17 protein-coding genes are annotated in these 17742 nt (G+C 72.7%); 10 read left to right on the forward strand and 7 right to left on the reverse strand.

The genetic code is table 11. The features are described 5' to 3' along the window. Positions 1-3: 3 nt before the first annotated feature. Positions 4-498: a hypothetical protein gene (locus tag KVF89_RS26315; RefSeq protein ID WP_257430097.1), complete on the reverse strand. Its 495-nt coding sequence runs from the start codon at positions 496-498 to the stop codon at positions 4-6. An 80-nt stretch (positions 499-578) separates the two neighbouring features. Here KVF89_RS26315 and KVF89_RS26320 point away from each other — a divergent pair, with 80 nt between their 5' ends. Continuing rightward, positions 579-2036, forward strand: a complete 1458-nt coding sequence (locus tag KVF89_RS26320; protein ID WP_257430858.1) for an MFS transporter — start codon at positions 579-581, stop codon at positions 2034-2036. Here the strand turns inward: KVF89_RS26320 and KVF89_RS26325 are convergent. Both KVF89_RS26325 and KVF89_RS26330 read right to left on the reverse strand, forming a co-directional pair. Then, a complete protein-coding gene (locus tag KVF89_RS26325; RefSeq protein WP_257430098.1) occupies positions 1993-4551 on the reverse strand; it encodes a LuxR C-terminal-related transcriptional regulator in 2559 nt (852 codons plus the stop codon). The genes KVF89_RS26320 and KVF89_RS26325 overlap by 44 nt on opposite strands. Positions 4552-4645: 94 nt before the next feature. After that, on the reverse strand, positions 4646-5008 hold the full coding sequence (locus KVF89_RS26330; RefSeq protein WP_257430099.1) for a hypothetical protein: 363 nt from the start codon (positions 5006-5008) through the stop codon (positions 4646-4648). 106 nt (positions 5009-5114) lie between these two features. Between KVF89_RS26330 and KVF89_RS26335 the strand changes: the two genes are divergently transcribed. Further along, entirely contained in the window at positions 5115-6008 is an 894-nt protein-coding gene (locus KVF89_RS26335) for a hypothetical protein (RefSeq protein WP_257430100.1), read from the forward strand. On the opposite strand, the gene KVF89_RS26340 is transcribed toward KVF89_RS26335, so the two are convergent. Next, on the reverse strand, positions 5916-6968 hold the full coding sequence (locus KVF89_RS26340) for a sulfotransferase family protein (protein ID WP_257430101.1): 1053 nt from the start codon (positions 6966-6968) through the stop codon (positions 5916-5918). The genes KVF89_RS26335 and KVF89_RS26340 overlap by 93 nt on opposite strands. A 151-nt stretch (positions 6969-7119) precedes the next feature. Between KVF89_RS26340 and KVF89_RS26345 the strand changes: the two genes are divergently transcribed. From KVF89_RS26345 to KVF89_RS26365, 5 genes are all read left to right on the forward strand, one after another. After that, on the forward strand, positions 7120-8373 hold the full coding sequence (locus tag KVF89_RS26345) for an ATP-binding protein (protein WP_257430102.1): 1254 nt from the start codon (positions 7120-7122) through the stop codon (positions 8371-8373). Positions 8374-8412: 39 nt separating this feature from the next. Next, on the forward strand, positions 8413-8979 hold the full coding sequence (locus tag KVF89_RS26350; RefSeq protein ID WP_257430103.1) for an RNA polymerase sigma factor: 567 nt from the start codon (positions 8413-8415) through the stop codon (positions 8977-8979). Then, positions 8976-10031 carry a hypothetical protein gene (locus KVF89_RS26355; RefSeq protein ID WP_257430104.1) on the forward strand — a complete coding sequence of 352 codons (1056 nt, stop codon included), beginning with the start codon at positions 8976-8978 and terminating at the stop codon, positions 10029-10031. The genes KVF89_RS26350 and KVF89_RS26355 overlap by 4 nt, the downstream gene beginning before the upstream one ends. A gap of 54 nt (positions 10032-10085) precedes the next feature. After that, on the forward strand, positions 10086-10997 hold the full coding sequence (locus KVF89_RS26360; RefSeq protein WP_257430105.1) for a phosphoribosylaminoimidazolesuccinocarboxamide synthase: 912 nt from the start codon (positions 10086-10088) through the stop codon (positions 10995-10997). A gap of 113 nt (positions 10998-11110) precedes the next feature. Further along, a complete protein-coding gene (locus KVF89_RS26365) occupies positions 11111-12694 on the forward strand; it encodes a long-chain-fatty-acid--CoA ligase (protein ID WP_257430106.1) in 1584 nt (527 codons plus the stop codon). Here KVF89_RS26365 and KVF89_RS26370 read toward each other — a convergent pair. After that, positions 12687-13193 (reverse strand): YflT domain-containing protein, encoded by a 507-nt coding sequence (locus tag KVF89_RS26370; RefSeq protein WP_257430107.1) that lies wholly within the window; start codon positions 13191-13193, stop codon positions 12687-12689. The two genes, KVF89_RS26365 and KVF89_RS26370, sit on opposite strands and share 8 nt — an antisense overlap. Positions 13194-13268: 75 nt before the next feature. On the opposite strand from KVF89_RS26370, the gene purS reads away from it, so the two are divergent. Beyond that, complete coding sequence (purS, locus tag KVF89_RS26375; RefSeq protein ID WP_257430108.1) at positions 13269-13526, forward strand: phosphoribosylformylglycinamidine synthase subunit PurS; 258 nt, start codon at positions 13269-13271, stop codon at positions 13524-13526. Further along, entirely contained in the window at positions 13523-14191 is a 669-nt protein-coding gene (gene purQ / locus KVF89_RS26380) for a phosphoribosylformylglycinamidine synthase subunit PurQ (protein WP_257430109.1), read from the forward strand. The genes purS and purQ overlap by 4 nt, the downstream gene beginning before the upstream one ends. Positions 14192-14254: 63 nt before the next feature. On the opposite strand, the gene codB is transcribed toward purQ, so the two are convergent. Next, positions 14255-15553, reverse strand: a complete 1299-nt coding sequence (codB, locus tag KVF89_RS26385) for a cytosine permease (protein WP_257430110.1) — start codon at positions 15551-15553, stop codon at positions 14255-14257. Continuing rightward, on the reverse strand, positions 15550-16008 hold the full coding sequence (locus KVF89_RS26390; protein WP_257430111.1) for a nucleoside deaminase: 459 nt from the start codon (positions 16006-16008) through the stop codon (positions 15550-15552). The genes codB and KVF89_RS26390 overlap by 4 nt, the downstream gene beginning before the upstream one ends. A gap of 112 nt (positions 16009-16120) precedes the next feature. Between KVF89_RS26390 and KVF89_RS26395 the strand changes: the two genes are divergently transcribed. Continuing rightward, positions 16121-17662, forward strand: coding sequence for a PucR family transcriptional regulator (locus tag KVF89_RS26395; RefSeq protein WP_257430112.1), 1542 nt, complete (start codon positions 16121-16123; stop codon positions 17660-17662). Positions 17663-17742: the final 80 nt, after the last annotated feature.

Raw genomic sequence — 17742 nt, forward strand, 5'->3', positions numbered from 1 at the left:
GCCTCACTTCGCCTGGTTGACGGCGCGAACGACGCAGAGCGTCCCCGCGGGTGCATCGAAATCGCGTTCGGCGATCCAGTCGCCGGTCTCGCCCGGGCCGACCGTGACCGAGGCCGACGCCGAGTCGACGCTGCGCCCCTGCGGGTCGGTGAAGAGCACCAGGACCACGAAGGTCCGCGCCTCGGTCCCGGTGTTCTCGGCGCTGCCCTCGGCCTTCCAGCCGTCGGCGGTCGCCTCGCACCCGGTCTGTGCGACGTGTTCGTAGAGGTCCGGGTCGTTGTCCAGTGCCGCGCCCGTGGGGAGCTCGTGCCGCACGCCGGTGAAGGCCGGCGCCGGGCGCTCCGCGGGCGTCGCGCGGGCCTCGGCGTCGGCTTCCGCGTCGGTCGACCCGCCCGAGCATGCGGAGAGGGTCAGGACGGCCGCCGTCGCGGCGCAGGCTGCCGCCGGCCACCCGGAGGAGGGCAGGCTGAGGAGGGCAGGGATGCGGGGAGCACGCATGTGGGGGAGCAACTTTCGGTCCGCGGTGCGGACGATGCGCACCGACACCCCAGCGAACCCCCACCATTGCCCGGGTGACAATGCTCCGTGCCGGATGTCGCCCGCCGGGTCACCCGCTCCTGGCCGTGATCGCCCTGCTGGCCGCGGTCGAGGTGGCCAGCGGCGTGATCCAGGGCTACTACGGGCCGATCATGGTCGACATCGCCCACGACCTCGACGTCCGATACGCCGACCTCAACTGGCTCGAGGCCTCCCAGCTGATCTTCTCGGCGCTGGTCGTCCCGCCGCTGGCCCGGCTCGGCGACCTGGTCGGGCACAAGCGGGTGCTGGTGATCGCGACCGCCGTGACCGCGGCGGCGACGTGGGGCATCGCGTTCGCGCCGAGCTTCCCGCTCATGCTGGTCGCCTGGACCCTGCAGGGCGTCTACGTGGTGTGGCTGCCGGTCGAGGTCGCGGTGATCCACCGCCGGACCGCGGGCCGTGCCGACCAGGGCCGGGTCACCCGCCGGGTGGCGGCGATCCTGGTGGCGACCCTGGAGCTGTCGGTGATCGTCGCCGCGGTCCTCGCCGGCCAGCTCGCGGACCGGGTCTCGGTGACGACCATGCTGGTCCTGCCCGCGGTGGTGGTCACCCTGTGCCTGCCCGTGCTCGCCCTCCTGGAGGAGGTCCCCGGCCGTCGCGGCGGCCGGTTCGACTGGGGCGGGCTGGGCCTGATGACCCTCGCCGTCCTGGCGGTCCTGGGCGGCCTGGTGCTGATCCGGGTCGACGGCCTGACCTCCGTGCCCGCCTGGCTGCTGATCCTGGCGGGTGCGGCGCTGCTGGTCCCGTGGTGGCGCTACGAGTCCCGGCACGCCGACCCGATGGTCGACGTCCGGCTGCTGGCGCACCCCGCCCAGTGGAGCGTCCAGGCCACCGCCTTCCTCGTCGGCATGTCCCTGCTCGGCGCGCAGGTGCCGCTGTCGACGTACTTCCGCAGTGATCCGGCGGTGCACGGCTACGGCTTCGGTCTCACCGCCGCGGAGGGCTCGGCGCGGATCGCGCTCTACGTCGCCTGTCTGGCGGTGGGCGCGCTGTCGCTGGGACCGGTCAGCCGCGTGCTCGGCGCCCGCCGCGCGATGGTGGCCGGCTGCGTCGTCTACGCCCTCGGGTACGCCGCCTGGCTGCCGCTGCACGCGAGCCCTGGCGCGGCCTGGGGGGTGATGGCGGTGATCGGCCTCGGGACCGGCGGACTGGTGGCGGCCATCCCGGCGGCGGCCGCGGCGGCGGCGCCGCCCGGCCGGGTCGGCTCGGCGACCGGGCTCACCAACGCGACCAAGACCATCGGCGGCGGCCTCGCCTCGTCGGTCTTCGCGATCTGCCTGGCCAGCACCGGCACGCTGCGGATGAGCGGCGGCAGCCTGGGCGGCTACTACGCCGTGTGGTCGATCTGTGCCGTGTCGGGCCTGCTCGCCGCCGTCGTGCTGGCCGCCACCTCCGGGCGGAGCTCGGCCGCGGTCAGCGTGGAGCCAGGAGATCCAGCTCGATCGCCTTCTGGATGACCGCCTCGCGGGAGTTGACGCCCAGCTTGCGGTAGATCCGCTGCAGGTGGGTCTTCACCGTGTTCTCCGAGACGTGCAGGGCGGCGGCGGCCGTGGCCCGGGTCGGGTGCTGGGCGAACGCCGCGATCACCGTGCGCTCCTGCGGCGTGAGCGACGCGGCCAGGATCTCGCCGGTGACGCAGTTCGGCACCGGGGCGGCGAGGTAGTCGCGCAGCGTCGTGTCGCCCTGCTCGGCCGCCAGCGCGCGCAGACCGGCCAGGTCGGTCGCCGGGAGGTACATCAGGTGAGCCCGGGCGCCCCCCGGGCCGACGATCGCCAGGACCCGGTCCAGCAGGGCGGCCGCCGTGTCGGGACGCTCCGAGCGGAGCGCCGCGGCGGCACCGAGGCTGAGGACGGCGGCCGTGGACCGGGTCGTGTGCCCCGGCTGCGTCTCGAGGCGCGGCAGCGCGCCAAGCGCCTCGGCGGCCTCACCGGCGAGCAGCCGGCCGAGGAGGACGGCGGGGGCCAGCTGACCGGCGTACCTGGTCCGGGTGCGCAGCAGGGGGCCGGCCTTGGTCCGGTTGCCCGCGGCCAGCCAGAGCACGGCGAGGGTGGCGCGGACGGCGGCGCCACCGAGGCTGTCGGCGGTGCCCGGCGGGGTCGGGGTGCGGGCCAGCGCGGCCTCGACCCGGTGCGCCTCGGTCGCCGCATGACCGAGGCCGAGCCGGGCGTGCATCAGCGTCCAGGTGACGAACGGCCAGAACTCCGAGGCGACGACGAAGGCGCAGTCGTCGTACTCGGCGATCGCGCCGGTGAGGTCGAAGTCGTCGAGCAGCAGCGCGGCCTGGCCGATGCGGCCCAGCGCGTTGACGTAGGTGCGGGTCTGGCCGGGGCGCCAGGCGGCGGGGTCGACATGGGCCTGGGCCGCGCGGGCCTCGCCGCACCGCCCGTCGATGGCGTTGAAGCCCACGGCGTAGACGGCGGTGTGGTTGAGCGTCTCCGGGCGGGTGCTCATCGTGATCGCCCGGGTGGCGGCGGTGCGGGCCTCCTCGACCTGCCCGTCCTGGAAGAGCGAGTAGCCGAGGTGGCGCAGGGTGGTGGCGCCGAGGTCCGCCACGTGGTGCTGCTCCCCGTCGGGGATGCTGTCGAAGTGGGCCAGCGCCTGCTGGGCCGCCCGGCCCGAGTCCTCGAAGCGACCCAGCGCCCGCAGGCTCGCGACCTTGGCGGTGTGGACCATCAGCACCTCGCCCGGCGTCGAGCCGGGTGCGGGCGGGCCCACCCAGGAGGCGGGGATCCGGAAGTAGTCCGCCGCCGCGCCGAGGGTCGCGGGGTCGCGGTGGCAGGCCAGCCCGCGACCGAGCGCGAGCGCGGGGTACTGAGTGAGCGCGCGGCTCGGGACGCTCGCCAGCTGACGGTCGAAGCGCGCGGTCGTGATGGTCTCCGGGTTGCTCGCCACCAGGGCGGCATAGACGCGGCCGGCGACGTCGTACTGCCGGGCGCCGACGGCGACGTCGAAGGCCGTCTCGAAGTTCCCGTTGCGATACAGCCAGGTCGCCGCCAGTCGAGCGTGCCGGGCCTGGGTCGCGGCCGGCAGCCGCGTGGTGTCGGCGAGCATCGCGGTCCGCAGCGACTCGACGTACTGGAAGACCTGGCGGCCCGGCGCGAACGGGATCCAGCGGCCGAAGCCGTTCCACTCGAGCTCGGCGAGGGTCTCCTTCACGTCGGAGGTCCCGGTCAGCTCGATCGCGAGGTCCGTGTCGAAGTAGGGCGGCAGGCAGGTCGCCAGCACCAGGTCGTAGACGGTGCCGGTGCCCAGCTGGATGCGGAGGTCCTCGGCGACGAGCGACTGCCAGTCGGGCGTGGCCGGGTCCGTGGTGGCCCGGGCCAGCGAGAGCATGCCGGCGCGGACCGCGAGCGGGAAGCCGCCGGTGGCCGCGTGCAGCCCGTCGGCCCGCTCGGCGACACCCGGCTCGGCGAAGGTCCGCAGCAGCTCGTGCGTCTCGTCCTCGGTGAAGGCCAGGTCGGCGGCGGTCAGCAGCTCGACCTCGCCACGCAGCGTCCGGCCGGGACTGGCGAGGCCCGTGGCGGTCCGGGTGGTGACGACCACTTTGAGCTCCGGGCAGAGCCGGGCGAGCTGGGCCAGGTCCGCGTCGACCGGGCCGGTGTCGTCGCGCAGCCGCTCGTGGGCGTCGACCACCAGGACGAGCGGACCGCGGGCCGACAGGGCACCGGCGACGAGGGCGGGCAGGTCCGCGGTGCGCGCGACGTCGTCGACCAGGCCCGCGGCCTCGATGGTGGGCAGCACGCCGAGTCGCCCGGCGTTGGTCAGCACGGCCTGCCAGAAGTTGGTCCGCGCCACCCGGTCGGTCTCGAGGGTGACCCACACGACCTCGCCGGGGTCGCGCGTCGCCACCCAGCAGCGGACCAGGCTGGTCTTGCCCGAGCCGCTCGGGGCCGACAGCACGACCAGCCGCGGCTCGTCCTGGTCCAGCCGCGCGTGCAGCCGGGGACGCGCGAGCAGGACCGGTCCCGTCATGAGTCGCCACCTTTCGGGGTGACTCTAGTGGCGGGTCGCGGTGCCGGGAGGCCGAATCCGAGACCGGCGCGGTCGGCCAGCGGCGCCCGCGGGGTCAGGCGCGCGCTTCGCCGCCCCAGTTCGCGAGCTTCACCGCGATGTCGTGCAGCCGGGCCTCCGGGATGCCCTCGGCCTCGAAGGCCAGCTGGACGTGGTCGTCGGAGGTGCGCGCGAGGCCGACCCTGCCGGTCTCGGGCAGGTGCTCGATGATCCGGATCAGGCGGTTGCCGATCCGGCCGAGCTGGGAGGCGTGCTCGTCGGAGAGCTGGCCGAGAGCCTCGGGCTCGCGGTGGTGGAGGGTCAGGCCGAGCCGGCCGCCGGCGTCGTGGCGGGCGAGGATCCAGACCTCGTCCTCCCAGATCACCTGGCCGGGGGCGAAGGACGTGCTGTCGATGAGCGGCTGCGCGGACTCCGTCATGGCGACACTCTGCCATCCGTCCCGCGCCCGCCGACCGGCACCCCCTCGCCCGGGCCGACGCACCTGTCTCCAAAGTCTCTCGACTTTGTGAAGTAATATGCCGGCCATGACTCTGGGTGCCCTCGCCGTCCCGACGTACGACGACCCGCGGATCGTCGTACCCGCACCGGCCGCCGGGGCCGGCAACTGGGCCGGTGCCGCCAGCGCCGTACTCGTCGACGGGACCATCTGGTTGACCTACCGGGTGCGACGCCCCGTCGACGAGGGGCGCGGGGTGAGCGTGGTGGTCGCGCGCTCCGACGACGGCGAGCGCTTCACCACCGTCGCGGAGGTGCACCGCGACGCGTTCGGCTGCGAGTCCTTCGAGCGCCCCGTCCTGGTCCCGGTGCCCGGTGTCGGCTGGCGGCTCTACCTGTCGTGCGCCACCCCGGGCTCGAAGCACTGGTGGGTCGACAGCCTGACGGCCCCGACCCCCGAGGACCTGCCTGCCGGCGAGCGCCGGGTCGTGCTCCCGGGCGACGAGACCGTCGCGGTCAAGGACCCCGTCGTCACGTACGGCCCCGACGGCTGGGAGATGTGGCTGTGCTGCCACCCCCTCGCCGAACCCGGCCACGAGGACCGGATGACCACCCGGCTGCTGCGCAGCGCCGACGGCCTCGACTGGACCGACCTCGGCGAGGTGCTCGCCGGCCGCCCGGGGGAGTGGGACGCGCGGGGTGCCCGCGTCACGACCGTTCTCCCGTCCGTCGCGGGCGGCCCGCTGACGGTCCTGTACGACGGGCGGCCGGATGCGGCCTCGAACTGGTTCGAGACCACGGGCCTCGCCACCTGGGACGGCTCGCGCCTGGTCGCCTCCGCCGGTCCCCCGATCGCCTCGCCGCACGGCGACGGCGCGTGGCGCTATGCGTCAGCCGTGCCGCTGCCGGACGGCCGGACCCGGTTCTACGTCGAGGCGGCCCGCGCCGACGGTGCGCACGACCTGGTCACGCTGGTGCGCTGAGACCGAGGCGCGCTGGGCGAACGACCCGCGGTCGCGCGTCGAGAGCCAGTCGGAGAAGTCCTCGCCGGTGATCTCGGCGAGCAGCCGGACGTCCTCGGCGAAGGCCGGCAGCAGCCGAGCCCGCTGCTCGGCGCTGAGCGAGGGCCGGTGCGCGTCGCGGCTCTGCAGGCGGGCGAGCACGGGCAGGCTGGCGCGGCGCCACAGCTCGGGAGCCGCGAACTGCCCGGCCCACGCGCCGCCGCGCACGACCGGGCCGAGCACGCGTGGGCGCCAGCCGGGGGCGACGTACGGGCGCGAGTTGTCGCGGGGGATCTCCCGCACCTGGCCCTCGCGGATCCCGAGGAAGCGGCACGCCCGGTCCACGGTGCGGGCCGGGTGGTCGACGATGTCGCGATAGCGGACCACGAGGATCCGTGCGGGGTCGACCAGCTTGACCAGGTCGCGCAGCTGCTCGCCGTACAGGCCGAGGTCGCGGTAGCGCCAGAACGGGGCGTGCCCGGAGGCGATCCGCTCGGCCTCGCGGCCGAAGGCGGTCTCGAAGTCGGCCTCCGGCTCGAGGCCGTCGGACCACAGGTGCATCCAGTTGCTGTAGGCCCGGTCGATCGGGTCGCGGACCACGGCGATCAGCCGGACCTCCGGCAGGGCGTCGGCGATCCGGCGCTGGGCGCCGCGGTGCCACAGGTAGAACGGCGTCGACTCGCCGCGCACGGTGTCCGGCGGCGCGGGGCGGAACAGGTCGGCGTACTCGTCGGCCCGCCAGATCCACTCCTGCTGGGAGTGCCGGTCGCCGGGGCCGCCCCAGTGGGGCGGGGGAGCGCCCTCGCAGAGCCAGAACTTCGGCTCCTTCGGTGTCGTGACGAAGACGTCGGGGTGGGCGGCGAGCGCGAGATGGAGTGCACTGGTGCCGGCCTTGGGCGCGCCGACGAGCAGGAAGTCGGGGCGAGGTTCCCGGAAAGTCATGTATGTCAGTTTACTTAAACATATAGGCCGCGCGCCACCGGTGGAGCGCTCAGCGAGTCACCGAGGTTGAGGCAGCGATTCAACGAGAAGTATCCAGCGTTTCAACGAAAACCCGGCAGCGTTTCGGCGACTCGACTGCTACTGTCGCCTCGTGGAGGTCATCAGCCGCACTGCTGCCGATCAAGCCGCGGAGCTACTTGCCGTGTTCCCGGCCCTGGTGATCGAGGGCGCGCGCCAGGTCGGCAAGAGCACCCTCGTCTCGCTGCTCGACCCGGGGCGGCCGACGGCGGTGCGCACCATGGACGACCCTGAGGTCCGCGACGCAGCGATCGCGGACCCGCGGGGATTCGTCGACCAGATGCCTGACGGGCTTCTGGTGATCGACGAGGTGCAGCGACTGCCTGAGATCACCGTGGCCGTCAAGGCGGCGATCGATCGAGACCGGCGTCCCGGACGCTTCCTGCTCACCGGATCGGCCGATTTTCTGAGGCAATCCGCCACGACCGACAGCCTCGCGGGCCGGGCTGTGACACTGCGCCTTCTCGGTCTCAGCCAGCGTGAGTACGACGCCGCGGCCGGCGACTTTCCGCACGCGCTGGTCGGCTGGCTGGCGTCGCGACAGCTCCCCGACGTCCCTGGGGAGCCACGGTCGACCTACTTGGAGCGGATCGCCCGCGGGGGATATCCGGCCGTCGCGCAGTTGAGCGACCGGACCCGGGCGATCTGGCTGGACGGCTACGTCTCGGGTCTGCTCAGCCGCGACGCGGTGGATCTGATGCGGGTGGAACCGACCCGACTGATGACGTTGATCCGCCTCCTCGCGGCGAACCAGTCCGGTGAGCTGGTGAAGGCGCGCGTAGCGCGGGATGCCGCACTCCCGGCGGCCAGTGTCACGCCGTACCTCGACCTGCTCCGCCGCCTCTTCCTGATCGACCTCGTGCCGCCGTGGACGCCGAACCTCACTCGGCGAGAGGTGGGTCGTCCCAAGTGTGTGGTGACCGATCCGGGCCTGGCGGCTCGACTGGTCGGTGCCACGGCGAGCAGTCTTGAGGGCGTCCCGGCGCCGGCCAGCCTCGGTGGCCTGGTGGAGGGGCTGGTCGTCACCGAACTCCTGGCCGCAGCGACCGTCAGTGAGACCAATCTGCGGCTGTACCACTACCGCGATCGCAACGGTGTCGAGGTCGACCTGGTCGCCGAGCTCGACGACGGCTCGGTCATCGGGATCGAGGTGAAGGCGGCACAGGGGAACTCGGCCGCACAGTTCAAAGGGCTCCGATTCCTCCGGGACTCGCTCGGCGACCGGTTCCGCGGCGGTGTCGTGCTGTCGATGGCCGGGGGGACCTATCGGTACGCCGAGGGGCTCTGGGGGCTGCCGATCTCCGCGCTGTGGGCGCCTGTCCCCTGAGCCTGCAACGATCGTCCTGCATCCGGACATGGGAGAGGCATGAGGGACATCCCCGCCCGGGAGGACGACTTCCGCCGCTTGTACGCCGCGCACTTCGACGCGGTGCTCGGCTTCGCCCTGCGCCGGACCGACCGTCCCGAGGACGCGGCCGACGTCACGTCCGACACCTTCCTCGTCGCGTGGCGCCGCCTGGCGCACGTGCCGCCGGGCGACGGTGCCCGGCCGTGGCTCTACGGCGTCGCGCGGCGCACCCTCGCCAACCACCGCCGCGGCGACGGCCGACGTGCCGCGCTCGGCGAACGGCTGCGGCTCCAGCTCACCCACGCGATGGCCGATCTGGCCGACGAGGTGGTCCACCGGGCCGACGTGACCGCCGCGATGAAGCGGCTCAGCGCCCGTGACGAGGAGGTCCTCCAGCTGCACCTGTGGGAGGGCCTCGAGCCGCGCGAGATCGCCGAGGTGCTCGGCATCCCCGCGGCCGTCGTCCGCCCGCGTCTCTCGCGGGCGCGCTCCCGGCTGCGCGCCCTGCTCGGCAACGATCCGCCCGCCGCCGGACATCTCCCTGCAGAACCCGTCACCGCGATCCGGAAGGAAGGTCACCGATGAACCGCACGATCACCGACGCCGGCGTCGCCGGCCTCGCCCTCCACGAGGGTCGCGCCGAGCTGCTGGAGGAGATCATGACCCTCGCCCCCGTCGAGACCCCCGACCCCGCCACCGTGCCCCGGCGACGCCGGGTGCTGCCCGTCCTCGCCGCCGCCGCTGCCGTCGCGGCGATGGTCGCCGGCGCCGCCTGGCTCGGCGTGCAGCGCGACGAGCCGGGCCGTGACCTCGGGCCGGCCACCGCCGGCTCGCCCGACCACGGCACTGGTGATCGCGCCGTCCTCGCCCTGCCCGGATGGCTGCTGGACAACGTGGACGACGCCAAGCAGGACGGCGAGCTCTCGTACCGCAAGGGCGATCAGGAGCTCGACGTCCACTGGCGCCCCGCCGACCAGTACGACGGCTACGTCGCCGACCGCGACGACATCGGGCCGTCGGTCGAGGTCGACCTGCTCGGCAGGGCATCGCTGATGTGGGCCTACGGCAAGCGGGACCACACGGTGATCCGGCCGGTGGAGAAGGGCCTCACCCTCGAGGTTCGCGGCACCGGTATGTCCCGTGCTGCCTTCCTCGACCTGCTCGGCGACCTGCGGCTCGTGGACGAGGCAGGGTTGGCCGAGCACGTTCGGGTGACCGAGAGGGTCTCCCCCGAGGACCGCGTCTACCAGGCGCCACCGGTTCCCGTGCTGATCACCGCGGACGGCTGGCAGCCACAGGTCGACGACGACGGCGGGGTCTGGTGGAGGGGGCCGGACGGAGCCCGGCTGTCGCCGGCCTGGATCGGGGGTGTGGACGATCCGTTCACCTACGACCGCTACCTCGACAACACGAACCGCGAGGAGATCCGGATCCTCGGCAAGCGGACGCTGCTCACCGACTGGAAGGAGGGTGGCGAGCACTACCGGGTCGTCGCCACCTCCCCGCTCGTCGGCGACACGATCCTGGTCCTCGAGGCCGCCGGCATGGGCAGGGCCGCGTTCCTCGACGTCGTCCGCTCGGCGGCCGTGGTGCCGGACGGCGAGTACGAGCGCGTGGTCCGGGCGGCGATCGACTGACGCGGGACCCGGGCGGCAGCCACCTCGCGCAGCCACCTCAATAGGCTGTCGCCCGTGACGCTCGCGAACATCCCGCCCGCCCCGGCGCTCCCGGGCGCCCGCCACCTGCACTCGGGCAAGGTGCGTGACCTCTACGAGCTCACCGAGGGCCCGCACGCCGGCAAGCTGCTGATGGTCGCCAGCGACCGGCTCTCGATCTTCGACTTCGTGCTGGAGACGACCATCCCCGACAAGGGGGAGATCCTCACCCGGATGTCGCTGTGGTGGTTCGAGCAGCTGGCCGCCCTGGTCCCGAACCACGTGATCTCGACCGACGTGCCGGAGGCCGTGCATGGCCGCGCCGTGATCTGCGAGCGGCTCGACATGTTCCCCGTCGAGTGCGTCGCGCGCGGCTACCTGACCGGCTCCGGCCTGCTCGACTACCGGTCCTCCGGGCCCGATCATCGCGTGTGCGGCATCGCGTTGCCGGCCGGCCTCGAGGACGGCAGTCGCCTGCCCGAGCCGATCTTCACCCCCGCCACCAAGGCCGAGCTCGGCGACCACGACGAGAACGTCTCGTACGACGCCGTCGCCGCCACCGTCGGCGCCGAGACCGCGGCGGCGCTGCGCGACCTGACCCTCCAGGTCTACGGGCGGGCCGAGGAGATCGCCCGCGCACGGGGGATCCTGCTCGCCGACACCAAGTTCGAGTTCGGCGTCGTCCCCGGTGGCGACGGCCGGATCGTGCTCGCCGACGAGGTGCTCACCCCCGACTCCTCCCGGTACTGGCCCGCCGACGACTGGCGGCCCGGTCGCACGCAGCCGTCGTACGACAAGCAGATCGTGCGCAACTGGGCGCTCTCGCCCGACAGCGGCTGGGACAAGGCGTCGGGGGAGGCCCCGCCGCCGCTCCCCGCCGAGGTCGTCGAGCGCACCCGCAGCCGCTACATCGAGGCCTACGAGCTCCTCACCGGCGACAGGTTCTAGGTCGGCCCGATCGACCGGCCGTGGCGCCCGTTAGTCCCGTGCACAACCGCTCCGGCGAGGTTCTGGGCCCACGACCAGTGACCGGGCTCACGGCCGGCCAGTAGTTTGTGCGCATGACGAACCTCGCCGAGTTCCTCGAGAACAGCGCCCAGGCCTACCCCGACCGCACCGCGATCGTCTTCGGGGACACGCGGCTGTCCTACCCGCAGGTCAACGGGGCGGCCAACCAGGTCGCCAACCTCCTGGTCTCCCGCGGCATCAAGCCCGGCGACAAGGTGGCGCTGAGCTGCCCCAACCTGCCGTACTTCACGATCATCTACTACGGCATCCTCAAGGCCGGCGCGACCGTCGTCCCGCTCAACGTGCTGCTCAAGGGCCGCGAGGTCGCCTACCACCTCGGCGACTCCGACGCGAAGGCCTACTTCGCCTTCCAGGGGACGCCCGACCTCGCCATCGGCGCCGAGGCCCACGCCGGCTTCCAGGAGGTCCGCCAGGAGGGGGGCTGCGAGCACTTCTTCGTCATCACCGCCGACCCGACCGCCCCGTCGCCGATCGAGGGCACCGAGACGCTCGGGCAGGGCCTCGCCGGCCAGGCGCCGACCTTCGACACGGTCGCCGTGGACGACGACGACACGGCCGTCATCCTCTACACGTCCGGCACCACCGGTCAGCCCAAGGGCGCCGAGCTGCGGCACCGCAACATGCGCGACAACGCGCTGGCCGGCACGGACCTGTTCGGTGCCGACGCCGCCCGCCCGGACACGTACCTCTGCGTGCTGCCGCTGTTCCACTCCTTCGGCCAGACCGTCATCCAGAACGGCGCCTTCGCCTTCGGCGGCACCGTCGTGATGCTGCCGCGGTTCGAGGCCGCTTCCGCGCTCGGGCTGATGGTGAAGGAGAAGGTGACGTTCTTCGGCGGCGTCCCGACGATGTACTGGGGTCTGCTCGGCGCGCTCGACGACACGGTCGACGTGAAGGCCCTGGCAGAGAACCTGCGGGTGGCGGTGGCCGGCGGGTCCGCGCTGCCGGTCGAGGTGCACAAGGAGTTCGAGAAGCGGTTCGGCGTCACCATCCTGGAGGGCTACGGCCTCTCGGAGACCTCGCCGGTCGCCAGCTTCTCCAAGCTGGGCGACGGCGTACGCGTCGGCTCGATCGGCACCCCGATCCCCGGTGTCGAGATGAAGCTGATCGACCCCGAGGGCTGGGACGAGATCGATGCAGGCAAGGACCCGGACGGGCTCTCCGCTGTTGGGGAGATCGCCATCAAGGGCCACAACATCATGAAGGGCTACTACAAGCGCCCCGACGCCACCGCCGAGGCGATCAACGCCGAGGGCTGGTTCCGCTCCGGCGACCTGGGCCGCCGGGACGCCGACGGCTGGTACTACATCGTCGACCGCTCCAAGGACATGATCATCCGCGGCGGCTTCAACGTGTACCCCCGCGAGATCGAGGAGGTCCTCCTCACCCACCCGGCGGTCTCCCTCGCGGCCGTCATCGGCGTCCCGCACGAGAGCCACGGCGAGGAGATCAAGGCGTTCGCCATCCTGAAGCCGGGCGCGAGCGCCACCCCGGAGGAGATCGTGGCCTGGGGCAAGGAGCAGATGGCGGCGTACAAGTACCCGCGCATCGTCGAGATCGTCGAGGCCCTGCCGATGACCGCCACCGGCAAGATCCTCAAGCGCGAGCTCAGCTGAACGGGTTCGGCAACGCGCCCGGGAGCTTCGCGAGGAGTTCCCGGGCCTGGCCGACGACCTTGTGCTCGACGAGCACCTCGTAGCGGGTCGCGACGACGGAGCTGACCGAGGAGAAGTCCCGCCGGCCGCGGGTGAGGGCATAGCCCGCGAGCGCGAACACCACGCCGAACGCCAGCCCGAGCAGCACCGTCGAGGCGATGATCGCCCAGGTGTCGCCGGTGCCGAAGAAGCTGAACAGGACACCGACGAACAGGCCGAACCACAACCCGCTCATGGCGCCACCGGCCGCGACCCGGCCGCTGGTGAGGCGCCCGGTGATCCGTTCCACCTGCTTGAGGTCGGTGCCGACGATCATGCAGTTCTGCACGGGGAAGCCCTCGTCGGAGAGGAAGTCCACCGTGCGCTGCGCGGTCGCGTAGTCGTCGTAGACCGCCAGGGACTGAGGGAACTCGAGCGCCAGCGGGGATCGGGAGGATGCGCCGGGAGTGGGGTTGCTCATTCCCCCAGTCTGCCCCGCGTCCGGCGGAAGAGCGCGGAATCGGCCGCCACGCCTCGCGGCACTAGACTGCGGGCCGTGGCCCGAGTCGTCGTAGCTGTCATGCCGAAGCCCGAGATCCTCGACCCCCAGGGGAAGGCCGTCCAGGGCGCACTGCCCCGGCTGGGCTTCACCGGCGTGACCGACGTCCGCCAGGGCAAGCGGTTCGAGATCGAGTTCGAGGGCGAGGTCACCGACGCGGTGCTCGCCGAGGTCGACAAGATGGCCGAGACGCTGCTCTCGAACCCGGTGATCGAGAACTACACCGTCACGGTCGAGCAGGGCGTCGCGCCGTGAAGGTCGGCGTCGTCACCTTCCCCGGCTCGCTCGACGACGTCGACGCACGCCGTGCGGTCCGCATCGGCGGCAACGAGGCGGTCGCCCTCTGGCACGGTGACGCCGACCTCAAGGGCGTCGACGCGGTCATCCTGCCCGGCGGCTTCTCGTACGGCGACTACCTGCGCTGCGGCGCCATCTCCCGGTTCGCCCCGGTCATGGAGAAGGTGGTCGAGGCCGCGAACGCCGGCATGCCCGTCCTCGGCATCTGCAACGGCTTCCAGATCCTCTGCGAGTCCCACCTGCTGCCCGGCGCGCTGATCCGCAACGATCACCGCAGGTTCGTCTGTCGCGACCAGCTGCTGCGCATCGAGAGCAACCGGACCCCGTGGACCTCGGCCTACGCCCAGGGGCAGGAGATCCGGATCGTGCTCAAGAACGGGGAGGGCGGCTTCGTCGCCGACACCGAGACCCTCGCCCGCATCGAGGGCGAGGGCCAGGTCGTGGCGCGCTATCTCGAGGTCAACCCCAACGGGTCCCTCGACGACATCGCCGGTGTCGCCAACGAGCGCGGCAACGTCGTCGGCCTGATGCCCCACCCCGAGCACGCCGTCGAGGAGCTCACCGGCAGCGGTCTCGACGGGCTCGGCTTCTTCACCTCGCTCGTCGAGACCGCCTTCGCCTGAGCTCCCGCGGGGTCAGACCCGGCCCCGGACCCGCCCCAGTGGGGCCCGGGGCCAGGAGCCGGCTCAGCTCCCGGTGGGGGTGAGCCGACGGTTGAGTCCGGCGCGCCCGACGGCGTACGAGCCGAATGCGGCCAGCACGACGCCGATGACAGGTGGCACGCCGAACTCAGTCTCCTTGGCGATCCACGCGATGCCGCTGGCGGCCGCGTAGACCGCGAGATTCATGACGTTGAGGGCGGGCAGGCGCTCGCCCTCGGGCATCCCGCCGCGGCGCCAGCGGGCGTAGTAGTCGCCGATGACGACGCCGCCGAGCGGCGGGATGAAGACGCCGAGCAGGACCAGGTAGTCCACGAGGTGGTTCTGCACCCCGACCAGCGCGAGCACGGTGCCGACGATCGAGCCGTAGATGACGAACGGCGTCTTCTTGGGCTTCTCGAACAGCTCCGCCCCGGCCACGCCGAAGGCGTAGGCGGTGTCGGCGTTGGACTTCCACAGGTTGCCGAAGAGCAGCACCAGGCCCCAGGTGATCAGGCCGAGGTCGTAGAGGACGAGGACGAAGTCGCCCTGGCCGAAGGTCATCGCGCCGGTGGCGCCGAAGAAGATCATCAGCCCGTTGCCGATGAGGAAGCCGATCACGCAGGCGACCAGCGCCTGGTTGCCGGTGCGGGCGAAGCGGGTCCAGTTGGGTGCCTGGGTCCCCGCCGAGACGAAGGTGCCGACCACGGTCGTGATCGCGACCGCCATCGTCATCGAGCCGTTGGGCTCGACGTCGGCGAGCCCGGACCAGCCGCCGACCTCCTCGAGGGAGCGGAAGAGCACCCAGAACGCGAGGATCAGGATGAGCGGGGTGGAGATCGCCGAGACCCAGTACATGCCGCGGTAGCCGTAGCAGGCGGTCAGGCACATGAGGACGCTGGTCAGGATCATCACGGCGGCCTTCGCGGCACCCGACTCCCACTCGAACGCCTGCGCGGTCAGATCGCCGATGGTGCCGATGACGACGCCGTACCAGCCGATCTGGGTGCCGCCCAGCAGGATCGAGCCGAGCTTGCTGCCGCGGTAGCCCAGCACGTAGCGCGCCATCACGACGGTGGTCAGGCCGGTCTTGGCGCCGATCCAGCCGAGCAGGGCGACGTACGTGCCGAGGATGAGCGAGCCGAGCAGGATCACGCGCAGCAGCTCGCCGAGCGCGAACGCCGAGCCGAGCTGGGCGCCGGCCAGCATGGTCGGCGTGAAGACGGTGAAGCCGAGCAGCACGACCGCCAGCGAGATGAACGACTTGCGGGCATGCGCCGGGACCGGGGTGACCGGGTAGTCGGGGTCGACCGGGGCGGTGGCCTCGGACGGCCGCACGGTGCTCACGCCTCTTCCCCGATGTCCTCGGCCCACAGCTCGGGCTTCTCGCGCATCATCGTGACCATCAGCTCGCGGCAGCTCGGGTCGTCGAGCACGTCGACCACGACGCCGCGCGAGCGCAGCCATTCCTCGGAGGCCTGGAAGCTCTGGTTCTCGCCCACGACGATCCGCGGGATGTCGTAGAGCACCGAGGTGCCCGCGCACATGAAGCAGGGGGAGAGCGTCGTGTAGAGCGTGCTGGCCCGGTAGACCTTGGCGGGGAGCCGGCCGGCGGTCTCGATGCAGTCCGTCTCGCCGTGCCGGATGGCCGAGCCCTGCTGGACCCGGCGGTTGCGGCCGACGGCGAGCACCTCGCCCTCGTGGACGAGCGCGGCGCCGATCGGGATGCCGCCCTCCCCCCAGCCGATCCGGGCCTGCTCGATGGCGAGGTCGAGGAACCTGCGGTCGTCGTCGGTGATCATGGGCCTGCCTCCGTGGGTCGATGTGTCGGGGCTCACATCACCAGAGGCGCCGCACCGCGACAAGGGACATAATGTCGGGCATGATCCATCATTCGCCGGACGGTTCGTCCTGATGGGGGCAACTCTCGCCGAGGTGCTGGCCCTCCCGTCGTTCCGTGCTGCCAGCACCGAGGTGCTGCACGGCGACGTCGAGCGGGTCCAGGTGCGCTGGGTGCACTCCTCGGAGGTCTTCGAGATGGGCGCCCTGCTCGCCGGGGGCGAGGTGCTGCTCACCACCGGCCTCGGCCTGCACGGGCGCACGGCCGACCACCTCGCGTCGTACGTCGACCAGCTGGCCGACGCGGGCGTCGCGGCTCTCGGGCTGGAGCTGGGCCGGACGTTCTTCGCCGTACCGGAGCCGATCCTGGCCGCCGCGCGCCGCCGCGGCCTGGCGTTGCTGGCGTTCCCGGCGATGGTGCCCTTCGAGCGGATGGTTGAGGACTTCCACGAGCTGCTGGTGCGCCGCCGGGTCGCGGCCGGCGGTGACGGCGGGGACGCGGGCTGGCGCGCGCTCACCCAGGTGGTGATCGAGGGTCGCGGACTGCGGGCGCTGCTCGACGAGGTGTCCCGGCTCGCGGGCTGCGCCGTCGAGCTGCGGGACCCGGAGGGGCAGACCGTCGAACGGAGCCGGATCGCGTCGGTCTCCGACGACGAGGTCATCCCGACGCCGGTGCGCGGATCGGCCGGGCCGGTCGGCACCCTGCGGCTCCTGGGCGCGGAGAGTCCCGAGAGGCTGCGTCTGGCCGAGGTCGCGGCGCACGCCGTCGCGCTCGAGGTCGGGCGGGGGAGTGGCGCGGGCCATCGCCCCGGGCCCGCCCAGTCGCTGGTGTCCGACCTGGTCGCCGGCGTCGTGGTCTCGCGGGCCGACGTGCTGCACCGGCTGGCCGCGCTCGGCTGGCCGCCCCAGGAGGGACGTCACCTGGTGGTCGCCGCGGTCGAGGTCGACTCCGCCGTACCGCTGACCGATGCGGCTGCCGCCGTCGAGGCGGCCTTCCACGACGACGAGCGGGCCGACCCGGCCGTGCTGGTCGGGGTGAGCGGTGGACACGTCGTCGTGGTGCACCGCGGGGGCAGGCGCCCGGTGCCGGCCCAGGTCCGCGACGAGCTGACCGGTGCCCGGGAGCGGCTCACCGTCCGGCTCCCCGGGCGGGTCCTGGTCGCAGCCGCCACCCCGGTCGCCGACCCGGGCGATCTGGCGTCGGCGGTCGGCCGCGCCCGGCAGGTGCTGCGCACCGCCCGGCGATACGGTCGGCGCGACGGGGTCGTGATGGAGCGCGACGTGGCGGCGCACCGACTGGTCACCTCGTCGGTGGACCCCGCCGCGATGCGCGGGTTCGTCCGCGAGCAGATCGGCCCGCTCATCGACCACGACCGCGAGCACCGCAGCGAGCTGCTGCGGACCCTGGACGCCTACCTCGCCTGCTCGCTGTCGAAGGCCCGAGCGGCGGACCTGCTCGGCATCCGCCGCCAGTCGCTCTACGACCGGTTGGCGCGGATCGAGAGACTGCTCGGCGTCTCCCTCGACGAGCCGGACCACCGTACCGGCCTCGGCATCGCGCTGCTCGGCTGGCGGATGCAGACCGGCCTGGACCCGCAGGTCGGCTTCGGCGGCTGACCCGTTGAGTCGGCGGATCTGACCGGTCGAGCCGTCACTTCTGGATCCGGTTGTCAGCGGCGATGGACGGAAGTGACGGT

Source organism: Nocardioides carbamazepini (assembly GCF_024614185.1).
In the GTDB taxonomy this organism is placed as follows: domain Bacteria; phylum Actinomycetota; class Actinomycetes; order Propionibacteriales; family Nocardioidaceae; genus Nocardioides; species Nocardioides carbamazepini.